This window comes from Nodosilinea sp. LEGE 07298, from assembly GCF_015207265.1.
Classification (GTDB): Bacteria; Cyanobacteriota; Cyanobacteriia; order Phormidesmidales; family Phormidesmidaceae; genus Nodosilinea.
In genome coordinates this window covers 1-11,898 of record NZ_JADEXE010000212.1, presented here as the reverse complement: position 1 = coordinate 11,898, position 11,898 = coordinate 1, and the positions used below count along the sequence as shown (strand labels likewise).

Genomic DNA, 11,898 nt, shown 5'->3' with positions numbered 1-11,898 from the left:
GGAGTCGTCTGGATTGGCATGGCGACCGGGGCTTGAGTTTTCTGCAACTCGGTTTGCGGGAACTGGCTCGGCTTTGCTACGAGCGTTTGCCCTTGCCCATCCTCCAAGCCTTGCCTAAGGGCAATCCACCGCCCGCTTGCGCCTCTCAATGCAAGCGAGACGCCCTAGACTGTCGCATTGAGTTCGCTAAGGTCCTCACATTCTCATGGTGAGACTGCCCTAAGTTTTCTGCACCACTAAGGGCAACCGCCAGTGAATCGCTCCATGCTGCGTTTCTTCTGAAATCAGGTGATGAGAATGGTTGCAACGAACAGCACTAATACATTGGCGTTTGGTTGACTGACAAGCAACTTTCGGCAGTCAACCAGGCTCTCAGCTCTATGATTGCTGGTTTTCTGAGACATTCAATTTAGTGTTTCGCGAAAACTGGCTTTGCGAGATCCGCAGTATATATTCTCTCGCCACTGACTTTTCTTGACACCCATGTTAAGTTACTTGAAGAAAGGGTATCACCCAGGAAAAGCGCAAGAATCAATGCAAACCATTGCCTGGTTGGGAAGACCTAGCATTCTGCCCGACAAGGTGACTCTATTTTAGCTATGCCCCCTTGAAACCTCCGATTTCAGGGCGTAGGTCAATGGTGTATTGCCATTAAGTTAGGCAAATAATTCTCTCAACGCTTTTCCTCTGGCTCTAATACCCTGGCCGAGATTGCACTCACGTCCTTTGCGGGAACTCAATAATGACGAAAACTACCTCGGTGGTTGCGGCTTTTATCGGTGCCTATGACAGCCAGCTTTTGGCCTACCCAGATTTAGACCATGCCGTTGAAGCCATTTATTGCCATCCTGCATTCAAAGATCTCCTGCTTTGCTTCGTTGATTGCCAGGTCTTTTCTTCAGAATTAGGGCAAGAGTTTGCGGCTCTAGGGGCGATTCAGGGCTTGCCTGCCTGTCGCCGATTGCGCACCTGCCTGAACTTGTCATTGGCGAGTTTTTTTGGCCTTCTGGCCGAGTTGATTGCGGCCTTTGATGTTGCCGCTGGGGTCTATTGGTCGGCTTTTGCCAGCAGAATCCAATCGTCTATCCTGGGCGACCACAAGTTGCTGGGGCAGCTCTTGGCTAGTCAAGAGCAGGCGTTTTACCAGGAGCTGGCCTTGCGTTTAGTTGAGACCAACCCCCATGCTATCTATCCGACCTCCAGCTATCGCGAAAGCCACGGCCATGTGGTGAGCACAGCAGACGATCAAACCATTGAAGCGGTGATGAGTTCGAGCACATTCACCTCGATTAAAGTGCTAGAGAACGTGCTCGACCCTGAGCAGCCCGTCTTAAAAGACACCTACCTAACCCTCGGGCGCTGTGTCTGCCTGGTCGATCAAAACGTCGATAGCTTCTACGGCGAACAGATTGAGCACTACTTTCGCCACCATGGTATTCCGTTAAAAAAGCTGGTCTATCGGGCTATGGAAGTCGATAAGGGCATCCATACTGTAGAGCGCATGCTCGGTGACTTTAAGCAGCTTGGGGTAGCTCGCCATGAGCCCGTGCTGATTATCGGTGGTGGGGTACTGACCGATACCGGTGGTCTGGCCTGCGCCCTGTACCACCGCAACACCCCCTACGTAATGATCTCTACCTCCGTGGTGGCGGGGATCGATGCTGGCCCATCCCCCCGCACCTGCTGCGATGGCTTTGGCTACAAAAATCTGTTTGGGGCTTACCATGCGCCGATTTTATCGATTACCGATCGCTCCTTCTTCAAGACCCTGCGCGAAGGCTGGCTTCGCCACGGCATTGCTGAGATTATCAAAATGGCCGTGGTCAAAAACGCCGCGCTATTTGGCTACCTAGAGCAGGCTGGCCCCGAGCTAGTCACCTCACGGTTTGGCACTACGCATTGCCATCCTGGAGACAACATCAGCGAGCTTTCTCAGCAAATTTTGGGTGCGGCCATGCGCAGCTACGTAGAGGCCGAATACGACAACCTTTACGAGACCCATCAGTGCCGCCCCCATGCCTATGGTCACACCTGGTCACCGGGGTTTGAGATCGAAGCCGGGCTGTTGCACGGCCACGCGGTAGCGATTGGCATGGGGTTTGGGGCTTACCTCAGCCATCGCCTGAACTGGATTAGCGCTGAAGAGTTTCACCGCATTCTGCGGTTGATCGACTCTTTTGGGCTCAGCCTCTGGCACGATATCCTGCTGAATAAAGATACTCTGTGGGCCGCCCAAGAAAAAATTGTTCAAAAGCGGGGGGGCAACCTGGTGGTGCCGTTGCCAAAGGGTGCTATTGGGCAATGTGGGTATCTCAATGCGTTAACTCAACATGAGCTGAACGAAGCGATCGCCGCCTACCGAGACATCTGCGTCACCTATCCCCGCCAGGGTATTGGCATCGACCCCCTCTGCAGCGATGTCGGGCTAGAAGATCCGTCCACGGTGGCCCACATTCCGGTGCAGCTAGACTCGGCTTACGAAGAAGACTCTGCCCAAACCTTATCAACCGTATAGAGAGGCCTTTGCTGAAGCCATGGCAAACACGTTTGATGTGGTCATTCCGCTCTACCGCTGCCGCTGGAATACCCAGGCGGTACTAGAGGGAATTACGACCCATTACGCCCCCAGGGCCATTCATATCATTGCCCCAGAGCAGGAGGCCCAGGCCCTGCAAGACAAAGCGAGGGACTGGCAGGTAGCTAGCCTGTTCACCCACGGCGAAGAATCCTTTTTTGAGGGCTGCGGCTTTACCAAAGACGCCATTTGCGCCGAGCTAGACCTGGGGGCATCGCTCTATACGCCGGGCTGGTTTTATCAGCAGCTGCTCAAGTTGGGCGCGGCAGAGGGCATTCCAGACCTCAGCGAATGGTATGTCGTTTGGGACAGTGATTTGCTGCCCGTGGCCACCTGGCCCCTGATCGAAGCGCAGCAGCCCAGCCCCCAGCATCGCTTTGCCCTGCTGCAGCACAACCAGTGGGGCAATGCCGACATTGTTTCAACCTGGGCCAAGTGGATTCGCTCAGTACTGGAGATCGAGCCCTGCACCGACCCGGAGGGCACGTTTATTCCGCACCATATGTGGTTTAAGCAAGAGCACCTGGCCACCTTTAAGCACCAGCTCAACCGCCACTACCAAACCAATAGCCACTGGCTGTTGCTAATGATGCGATCGGCCAACGAGTTTGGTACCTTTAGCGAGTACTGGGCCTATGCGTCTTGGGTGGCGGCCCAGGCCCCGGCAGATCTGTCGTTTTACCCCTACGACGATTACGGAGCCACCACGGAGCGCTTTTTTGACGATGGCTCAGGGTTATTTTCCGCCGCGCTGAGGTCGTACCTCGCCGCACCCTCGCTAGAAGACGCGGTCTTTTCGCCGTCCTATGTTGATGTGGCGGCGTTTATTCGAGCGGAGTATGGGTCAGAGGCCATGCCTTCATCGCTATCGTTCGAAAGCAGCCCCCGGCACCTTAAAAAGAATGAGGCGACTATGCACATAGAAGAACAGCGATCGCGCTGGAACCCTCGTAATCACAAGTAGATTGCGGGCAAATACGCGGCCAAGCAGCCAGTGCCGATTGTTTAGCCTTCCCACGAGACGTCACATTGGCCTCCAGGCACAACTTGTACGATAGGCTTCAGGTAGCGACTAGATCTACCCGTTACTGCCGATGCCCCTTCCTAACCTCACCTCGGCCACCATCCAGTACCACGCCACCGAGCCGTCTTATGCTCGGGGTGAAAGCTATTTTCGCTCTGGCGCGGTGGTTTCTCTCACCCAGCGGCAGCAGACTCTGCAAGCCGAGGTCGAAGGCAATGAGGTTACCCCCTACCGAGTCACCATTGATTTTGATGGAGGTGGTGTAACCCAGGCTGACTGCACCTGCCCTTACAACTTTGAAGGCTGGTGCAAGCACATCGTCGCCACCCTGCTCGCCTGCATTCACCAGCCCGAAACCATAGAGCAGCGTCCGGCCCTGGCTCAACTCCTAGAGCCGCTGACGCTGGCGCAAACGCAAGAACTGGTGCAACACTTAATTGCTGAAAATCCTGGTTTAATTGAGTCGATCGATCTGTACGTGAGTCAGCTAGCCCAGCCCAAGGTCACCGCTACCCCAGCCCCCAAACGCAAAACCAGCGTCGATCCGGTTCCCTTTGCGCGCCAGGCCAGGGAGATTTTGCGCAATGCCGTGCGCGGCTGGGAATATGGCCAAGATGAGGACACCATTGGAATTGAAATGGGCGAATTGATTGCCCATGCGCTGGCCTTTAACGAACAAAGGGATTGGGCCAACGCCTTGGTAGTGCTACAGGGCATTACCGAAGGCTGTGTAAACAACTGGGACGAGATTGACGACTTCTGTGGCCTCACACCCGAGGAAGTGGATATCGATTTTGATGCAGCCTGGGCTGAAGTTCTCTTGAGTGCTGACCTGAGCGAAGACGAAATCTCAGAGTGGCAGGAAAACCTGGAAGTCTGGCAGGACAGACTGGGCAGCTTTGCCATGGCCCTAGAGGCGCTGCGACAGGGCTGGGACTATCCGCCCTTGGTAAGGGTTCTGCAGGGCAACATTTCAGAACTGGGGGCTTGGTCGGGGGAAGCGCCCGACTGGGCCGATGAGTTTAGCCAGATTCGCCTGAAAATTTTGGCCCGCCAGGAACGCTACGAAGAATATCTACACCTGGCCCAGGCAGAAGGGCAGACCCAGCAGTATTTGACCATGCTGGGGCAGCTGGGCCGGGTTGATCAGGCGATGACGGTCGCCCAGCGCCAAATGAGTACCCTGGCGGAGGCTAAAGCTTTGGCCGAGATGCTGCGATCGCAAAATCAGCTGCCCCAAGCCCTAGACATCGCCTTGCAGGGACTCCGGTTTGAGCAGAACAACCCCTACGTAGCCTTTGATGTTGCCACCTGGGCCAGCGATCTGGCGGAGGGTATAGGCAACACCAGTGCTGCCCTGGAAGCTCGCATCGTGGCATTCAAAGCCAAACCGTCTTTGCAGGACTATCAAAAAATCGAAAGCCTAGCCGAGACAGGTTGGCCTGCTGTGCGAGAGACGCTGCTGCAACACCTCCGCACCGCTCCACACTGGGGGCTAGAGCAGGCCCAGATCGATATTTTTCTTCAGGAAGGGTTGCTAGAGGATGCGATCGCGGTGGCGTCGGGTCTCAGCAGCTACCATAGCCAACTCATTCTGCGGGTGATGGACAGGGTCGTGGCTACCCACAGCCAGTGGGTGATAGACAATGCCCGCCCCCGCGCCGAATCGATTATGGATGAGGGGAAGGCCCAGTACTACTACAATGCGGTGGAATGGCTGCAACGCGTTAAGGCGGCTTACCACGCCCTGGGGCAAGGGGCAGATTGGTCTGGCTATCACCAAACGTTGCTCAGTCAGCACGGTCGCAAACGCAAGCTGATGGGGCTGATGCAGCAAAACAAGCTTTGAAATGGGCCTACCGTAACTTCATCTCAGATGCTGCGGCCTTTGGAGAGGGAGGTCTTATCGTGCGACCTACTCTTCAAAGGGGTTTTTGGCGTCGCGATCGCGCTCATATCGCCTGGCCAGCGGAAACGGCGGCAACCACGACTCACGACGGATGATCCAGTTTTCGTAGGTTGGCATTAGTTGGTCGGGGGCATCCAGGCAGCCCAGGTGCACTTCGATTTCGTCTGCGGTGCGGGCGAAAACGGATGAGCCGCAGCGAGGGCAGAAAAACCGCCCATTGTAGTCGCGGGTTTCGCCAGCGATGGTGACTGCATCCTGAGGGAAGATCGCGGCAGCGTAGAACAGGGCTCCATGATGTTTGCGGCAGTCAAGGCAGTGACAAAGGCCGACCCGGTATGGCAACCCTGTTGCCACAATGCGCACGTCGCCGCACAGGCAGCCGCCAGTGAATTGCTCCATAAGCGTACAATAGTGAAAGTAGCGAGAAACTGGGCTATGAGCATTGTTGTCCCTGATGAGATATTAACTGCAACTCGCATGACTGAAGCTGAAATGCTTCAAGAGATTGCTGTTATGCTCTTTCAGCGCGAAAAGCTTACCCTTGCTCAAGCCAGTCGATTTGCAGGAATGCACCGTGTTGCCTTTCAACACCTACTCGCTAGTCGCCACATTTCAATGCATTACGGGGTGGAAGATTTTGAACAGGACATTCAAAACCTGCGGGAGATGGGTAGATTGTGATTATTGTCAGCGACACATCACCCATCAATAACCTCGCTGCAATTAATCACCTCCACCTTCTAAATCAACTGTACGGAACGGTTTTGATTCCTGAAGCCGTTTATCGAGAACTAACCGACCCCAATTTCCCTGTTGCAGGTGCGACCGAAGTACAAATCTTTGACTGGATTCAAACGCGTGCTGTCAGCGATCGCACCCTCGTCGAAGCACTGAACAACAAACTTGATATTGGAAAAGCTGAGGCGATCGTTTTAGCAGTCGAGATGCAAGCTGATCAAGTTTTGATTGATGAACGCCGAGGTCGGCTAGTGGCAAGCAGGCTAAATCTCCGCTACACAGGTATTGTGGGGCTTTTAGTTGAAGCGAAAAGTCGAGGCTTGATTGTAGAAGTGAAACCTCTACTGGATGCGTTGATCAATGAGGCTGGATTTTGGGTCGCAGAGCCTTTGTACAACAGTGTTTTGCAACTTGTTAACGAGATCGAGCTGCCTTGATCTTCTGAGTAACTGGTAAACCTTGTGGATGTTCTACAGGCAAGATAAAGCCAGCTAAAGGTGAAAATTAACCTTTCGTCCGTTGCCATGCAGGGTTAGCTGGCGTTACTTAATGGCAGCGCTAATCGAGAGAAAGACTGTTGGGTTTCCTTCGTTAGCCTCAGTCTATAGGAGATCAGCGATCGCTCTTACTTCAAATGTAGCGCTGAAACTCACGAAGATGCCCATAGACAGTTGCGATTTTGAGAGCGTATTCTTCGTCAAACCCAGCATGAACTAAGAGTCGGAAAACGTTTTCTTCATTAGTCTTAGTACGGAATACGTGGCAAGCACGGGCAAACTCATAGAAACGCTCCCAATCCAATGGATGCAGACTATTCTTATTGGCCAAAGTGACGAACGCATCGAACATTTCTTGAGTTTTTGGAGAAAGCTTTGGCTTAGTGGCACCCTTTCCTTGAATCGCCAATCTATATCTTGTGCCGTAGGTTTTGTTATATGTTCGGATTAGGTCTAGAAAGATTAAGTTCAAGGTCTCCACATAGGCATCATAAGAAGGTTGATTTTCTAGCATCCCCCAATTTGCTCTTACTTCGACACAAATCATACTGCCATTTTTCGGAATATAAATTAATTGACCTACCAGACCTTCATACAGTGAGCCTTCATGCAAAAAATTCAGCACGTCCATATTCAAAATCGAATCGTAATTCTTTTGGACTTTCAAGAAATCGGACTTATCAGCCAGACCAGCCATCCTGTCAAGGAATTCGCGAGGCGTCGAATCTGAAATATTGATTGAGGCGTCAGGAAGAATGTCTTTCACGATCTTTTCCTTTGGCTAGCTATGAGAAAGCTTCAGAATCTCTAAATAAGCCCCTGGCTTTAGGATACTATCAGCACTTCTTTTATTTAACTCCTGGGTTAGGAGTCCTAATCCATCAAGTATGCTGGATCAGCCCACCCAAAAAATATTTACCGGCAGCTTTTAGTAGCATGCCCTGCATGAGGATCAATGATACAGAGTGCTCTTCCACGCTTGACAGGGAGCTTTTGTACCAATACACTCATCCATTAAGCCGTTCGACCTGAGCGGTGTTCACACAGAACTCGAAAACTTTAGCGCTGCCGGAAGGTGTTAGCACCACCAACCGACAGCTGACCCCGCGAATCTCTTGGGCAGATTGCGAGGCTAGGGAGATCGTACCCTAGTCACTCCAGTTTGCACGTCAACTGCGGGTGGCTGGGGTTTTCGCGTTCTGTTTCTTCCGTACCCACTACAAGGAAACAGAACCGATGTTTGAATATCTTGAGCCTGACGCATCTGGCGCGTCAAATCTTCCGCCTGCCAATTCCAGCAAGCCTCAACCGCGCCAAGAGCGGGTGCGCCACATGCTCTACGGCAGCCTGGCGGGCATCGATCGCACCATCAAAATCCTCCACGCCCTGGGTTACGCCGACCCCAACGACTGGTCAGAGCCCATGCCCGCTCCGCTGAGCGGTGCTGAGCCCCGGTCGTCGAGCGGAGTCGAGACGCGATCGTCGAGCGGAGTCGAGACGCGGTCGTCGAGCGGAGTCGAGACGTGGATGGTGATACTGACCAAGATCCTGCTGATTGAGTAGTTTCTCGCCAAGAGATCAGGTGCCTGCTGCCTGTAGCCCAGTTTTTAGAAAAACAGCAGGCACCCGATTTCTAAAGGATTGAATATTGCACTGTCATAGCGCTGAAAGCTTGATTATGCATAGGGTGTGTCCCGGCCCAAGTGGGTAGGGTGGGCATTGCCCACCACCTTACTCATTCACTCACCATCAAACTCTCCCCATCAAATCCCTGGTGAGAGCGGGTGTTGAAAGGTGGGCGGTGCCCACCCTACGGGTCTACTGATTTGGCCAACGCGAAGCAATCACAGGCCAACGCGAAGCAATCACAGGCCAACGCGAAGCAATCACAGGCCAGCGCGAAGCAATCACAGACCAACGCAAAGCAATCACAGACCAACGCGAAGCAATCACAGACCAACGCGAAGCAATCACAGACCAACGCAAAGCAATCACAGGCCAGCGCGAAGCAATCACAGACCAACGCGAAGCAAGTACGGGCCAACGCGAAGCAAGTACGGGCCAGTGGGTAGGGTGGGCAATGCCCACCACTCTACTCATGCACTCACCACCAAACCCTCCCTCTCAAATCCCTAGTGAGAGCGGGAGGTAGAAGGTGGGCGGTGCCCACCCTACAGGTCTACAAGTCTGACTGGGCTAATGCGAAGCAAGTACGAGCGATTTTCTGCTGGAGAGGCTTCGCTAGTGAGAAGCGAGTTCACGGTTCAGGCTTAGCTCACCAGGCCCAGGTAGATTGCCCAGGGCAACAGCAAAAAGCCTGCCGCAATGCCAGCGCCCACCACCGCACTCGTGCCGTAGGCCAAAGGTCGAATTCCTCTATCTAATAACCCAATCGACTGCAGCGCACTCCAAAACCCGTGCCGCAGGTGCGAGGCCAGCAGCCCCAAAATAACGGTATAGCCCACCACGTAGGGCAGCGCCTGAAACTTCTCAATTACCAGGCGGGCCAGGTCGCGCACGGTGTCGCCGCCCAGCTCGGTGGTGTAGTGGGTGCCAAAGCGAAACGTCATCAAGTGGGTGACCCAAAACACCGCCAGCACCAAGCCCGTAATAATCATGGTGCGCGAGCTGAGGGTTTGGTAGCTATTGCCACCCGCCGACTGGTAAGTGCTATAGCCCTCGGGCCGCGCCTGCCGCCGCCGCCAAAAAATCTCAATGCCAACCCAGGCGTGCAGCAGCACGATCGCCGTTAGCGCCAGCTCAAACGCATAGTAAACAACGCCAAAGTTGCTCACCAATAGGGCGTAGGCATTGTAGGCATCGCGGCCCACAAACAGCAGCAGATTGCCCGCCATATGCACCAGCACAAACGTAACCAGCGCCAGCCCCGTAAAGCCAGTGATCAACTTTTTGCCGATTGACGAGCGGTAGAACGTCAGCAGCGGCGATGCAGCGGTTTTAGAAGACTCAGGTTTCTGTTCAGGGGCTTTGAGGGTGTTGGTCATGGTTCATCCTGCACGCTCTCGATTTGCTCAATCACTCGGCGAATTTCAAAGGCATCGGGGGCATCGGGGTGCTTGTAGAGGTAGCGCTCTAGGTCAAGCTGGGCATCGCTAAGCTGCCCCTGCTGGTAGTTAATCAGACCGCGATCGCGCCATTCATTCACCGACTCGGGGTGAATCAGCAAAATGCGGTTGATCGCATCGAGCGCTTTGGGCACATCTCTATTTTGCAGATAAATCATCTTCAAGTTGGTCAGCATCCGCACCAAAAATGTGGCCGGGGTAATGGGGGCCAGGTGCTGCGGCTCCAGCTGGGCTGCATCGCCAAACATCTGCTTGAGGCGATCGCGGCAGTCTTGCTCAAACAAAATCTCGCCCCGGTTAAAGGGGTCGACAAAAATATCCATTTCATCCACCGTAGGGCGAATCAGAAAATGCCCCGGCATACTCACCCCCACCATGGGGAAGCCAATCCGGCGGGTCAGCTCTAAATACACCAGCGATAGGGTAATGGGAATGCCCACCCGGCGCTCCAGCACCTCGTTGAGAAAGCTGTTGCGGGGGTCGTAGTAGTCAACGCTGTTGCCGCGAAAATTCAGCTCGCCAAACAAGTAGTCGTTGATGGCACCAATAATTTTCATCGGGTAGGGCGCTTTGGGCAGGCGCTGGCTCAGGGTATCGGCCATGCGATCGAGCATAGCCAGATAGTCGTCAACGACTAAGTAGGGATACTCTTCCTGGGCAATGTATAGAGCGGCCCTGGACAAACTCACCTGATCGGTTGGCTGCTGCAGCTCTTGATACAGGCGCTCTCGGGGTAGTGCAGAATTGGTCATTTAGGCGTCGTAGTCCTTACCGCTGCCATAAAACAGGCTATCTCGCCAACGAAGGCTATAGTATCGCTGAACCGGGGGCAGTGACTCAAATACTGGACTCAAAGCCCGAGCCAGAGGTTCCAAAGCGCTGTACCCAGCCAGGCTGCCGTAGTGCCCCAGCCAGGTTATCAAGGCGCTAACGCCGACCTGGGGAATAATTTTCGTCACCAAACCTGGATATTTAATTGAGGTTACCGCCAGGGTTTTGGCCAGAGCCGGAAACTGCACCACATCCTGCAAAAAGGGCTTGAGGGTGGGTTCGCCCAGCTTATCCATGGCCGCAAAAATCGCCGTCAGCATGCGGTTAATGTGCTGCTCAGACAGGTTTTGATCCATCCCCACGCTCATCGATTTTTGGAACAGCCACGTTACCGATAGATTCGGCTGGTAGGGCTGAAGCGCTCCCAGGGCGGTGGCACCGAGGCGATCGCACCCCAGCGCCCCGTCAATGCCATTCACCAGCCGATCCAGGTGGCGAATCATCGCCCCAAAGCCGCCAAAGCTGAGCGGTGACTGGCTGCCGCTGCTGTCGCCCACCGCCAGGGTGCGCCCCCAGGGGTAGCGCAGCGGGCTTTGCTTGTAGCAGGGAAAGAAGCCAAACAGGGCTCTTTTGACCCGCAACTCATCCAGCTTCACCTGCTGATACTCCGGCAGCAGGGTCCAGTATTCCTCAAAAAAGTCCGTCAGGCTCAGCCGCCTGGGGTCGGCATCCAGGTAGGTGAACATATAGGTGGTGCGCCCATCTCGGGCCGGAAACGCCTCCCAAAAGTACTGGCACTGGTGCCGCAGCGGCGTAAACGACACCAGCAAATCGCCCGTGTCGTTCTGAGCATAGCCCTCGGCGCAGGTACCCACCACCAGGCACACCGCATCCGGTTTGCTCGTACCTCTGGCCTGGCGCACCAGCGGCGAAAAGTGGCCCATGGCATCGATCAGCAGCCGGGTGGTCAAGGGCTGCTCGGCCTTTACCAGTACGCCGTTGGGGTGCACCCAGGCTAAGTCGAAGGCCGTGTGCTCAAACAGCTTGCCCCCGGCTTCTAAAAACTTGGCCTTGAGCCGCTCCAGCAAACCTCTGGGGTCTACCCCAACGTTGAGCACATCCTCCACCCAGAGCGGGTCGCCCTCGCCAAACTGAATGCGGGCCGGGTTGTACTCCGAGGCAATCACATCGTCTAATTCGGCGGCTGTCAGCAGGCCCAGCTCGGTCAGCTCGGCCAGTTCTCGGCGAGAGATATTCCACTCTTGTTCTCGGCCCTGCAATGCGCCGCGCTCAAGAAT

Annotated in this window: 12 protein-coding genes and 1 pseudogene; 8 read left to right on the top strand and 5 right to left on the bottom strand. The window is 54.5% G+C overall.

Annotated features, from left to right (window positions below; all coding sequences use genetic code 11):
- The 4 genes and pseudogenes from IQ273_RS33955 to IQ273_RS23305 form a co-directional block, all read left to right on the top strand.
- Positions 1–212 (top strand): annotated as a pseudogene (locus IQ273_RS33955) (IS4 family transposase); the annotation flags it as partial.
- Between the two features lie 530 nt (positions 213–742).
- A complete protein-coding gene (locus IQ273_RS23315; RefSeq protein ID WP_194025549.1) occupies positions 743–2,515 on the top strand; it encodes a sedoheptulose 7-phosphate cyclase in 1,773 nt (590 codons plus the stop codon).
- A 19-nt stretch (positions 2,516–2,534) separates the two neighbouring features.
- Entirely contained in the window at positions 2,535–3,539 is a 1,005-nt protein-coding gene (locus tag IQ273_RS23310; protein WP_194025548.1) for a DUF6492 family protein, read from the top strand.
- Between the two features lie 130 nt (positions 3,540–3,669).
- Entirely contained in the window at positions 3,670–5,448 is a 1,779-nt protein-coding gene (locus IQ273_RS23305) for an SWIM zinc finger domain-containing protein (RefSeq protein ID WP_194025547.1), read from the top strand.
- Positions 5,449–5,514: 66 nt separating this feature from the next.
- On the opposite strand, the gene IQ273_RS23300 is transcribed toward IQ273_RS23305, so the two are convergent.
- Positions 5,515–5,907 (bottom strand): GFA family protein, encoded by a 393-nt coding sequence (locus IQ273_RS23300; RefSeq protein WP_194025546.1) that lies wholly within the window; start codon positions 5,905–5,907, stop codon positions 5,515–5,517.
- Positions 5,908–5,943: 36 nt separating this feature from the next.
- On the opposite strand from IQ273_RS23300, the gene IQ273_RS23295 reads away from it, so the two are divergent.
- A complete protein-coding gene (locus IQ273_RS23295; RefSeq protein WP_194025545.1) occupies positions 5,944–6,189 on the top strand; it encodes a UPF0175 family protein in 246 nt (81 codons plus the stop codon).
- On the top strand, positions 6,186–6,683 hold the full coding sequence (locus tag IQ273_RS34975) for a DUF3368 domain-containing protein (RefSeq protein ID WP_194025544.1): 498 nt from the start codon (positions 6,186–6,188) through the stop codon (positions 6,681–6,683). Before IQ273_RS23295 ends, IQ273_RS34975 begins: the two co-directional genes overlap by 4 nt.
- 193 nt (positions 6,684–6,876) lie before the next feature.
- On the opposite strand, the gene IQ273_RS23285 is transcribed toward IQ273_RS34975, so the two are convergent.
- On the bottom strand, positions 6,877–7,509 hold the full coding sequence (locus IQ273_RS23285; protein WP_194025543.1) for a hypothetical protein: 633 nt from the start codon (positions 7,507–7,509) through the stop codon (positions 6,877–6,879).
- A gap of 470 nt (positions 7,510–7,979) precedes the next feature.
- On the opposite strand from IQ273_RS23285, the gene IQ273_RS23280 reads away from it, so the two are divergent.
- Both IQ273_RS23280 and IQ273_RS23275 read left to right on the top strand, forming a co-directional pair.
- Positions 7,980–8,306 carry a hypothetical protein gene (locus IQ273_RS23280; protein WP_194025542.1) on the top strand — a complete coding sequence of 109 codons (327 nt, stop codon included), beginning with the start codon at positions 7,980–7,982 and terminating at the stop codon, positions 8,304–8,306.
- Between the two features lie 263 nt (positions 8,307–8,569).
- The gene (locus IQ273_RS23275) at positions 8,570–8,815 is read left to right on the top strand and encodes a hypothetical protein (RefSeq protein ID WP_194025541.1); all 246 of its coding nucleotides are present in this window, start codon (positions 8,570–8,572) and stop codon (positions 8,813–8,815) included.
- Positions 8,816–9,013: 198 nt separating this feature from the next.
- Here IQ273_RS23275 and IQ273_RS23270 read toward each other — a convergent pair whose 3' ends face one another.
- The 3 genes from IQ273_RS23270 to IQ273_RS23260 all read right to left on the bottom strand — a co-directional run.
- Positions 9,014–9,748, bottom strand: coding sequence for a succinate dehydrogenase cytochrome b subunit (locus IQ273_RS23270; protein WP_194025540.1), 735 nt, complete (start codon positions 9,746–9,748; stop codon positions 9,014–9,016).
- Positions 9,745–10,581 carry a SirB1 family protein gene (locus IQ273_RS23265; protein ID WP_194025539.1) on the bottom strand — a complete coding sequence of 279 codons (837 nt, stop codon included), beginning with the start codon at positions 10,579–10,581 and terminating at the stop codon, positions 9,745–9,747. Before IQ273_RS23265 ends, IQ273_RS23270 begins: the two co-directional genes overlap by 4 nt.
- A partial coding sequence (locus tag IQ273_RS23260; protein ID WP_194025538.1) for an NAD(P)/FAD-dependent oxidoreductase occupies positions 10,582–11,898 on the bottom strand: 1,317 nt, incomplete at its 5' end.

Bases quoted from the DNA above. Each gene is read 5' to 3' on its own strand.
- IQ273_RS23315 (WP_194025549.1), top strand. From the start codon at position 743: ATGACGAAAACTACCTCGGTGGTTGCGGCTTTTATCGGTGCCTATGAC.
- IQ273_RS23310 (WP_194025548.1), top strand. From the start codon at position 2,535: ATGGCAAACACGTTTGATGTGGTCATTCCGCTCTACCGCTGCCGCTGG.
- IQ273_RS23305 (WP_194025547.1), top strand. From the start codon at position 3,670: ATGCCCCTTCCTAACCTCACCTCGGCCACCATCCAGTACCACGCCACC.
- IQ273_RS23300 (WP_194025546.1), bottom strand. From the start codon at position 5,907: ATGGAGCAATTCACTGGCGGCTGCCTGTGCGGCGACGTGCGCATTGTG.
- IQ273_RS23295 (WP_194025545.1), top strand. From the start codon at position 5,944: ATGAGCATTGTTGTCCCTGATGAGATATTAACTGCAACTCGCATGACT.
- IQ273_RS23280 (WP_194025542.1), top strand. From the start codon at position 7,980: ATGTTTGAATATCTTGAGCCTGACGCATCTGGCGCGTCAAATCTTCCG.
- IQ273_RS23270 (WP_194025540.1), bottom strand. From the start codon at position 9,748: ATGACCAACACCCTCAAAGCCCCTGAACAGAAACCTGAGTCTTCTAAA.
- IQ273_RS23265 (WP_194025539.1), bottom strand. From the start codon at position 10,581: ATGACCAATTCTGCACTACCCCGAGAGCGCCTGTATCAAGAGCTGCAG.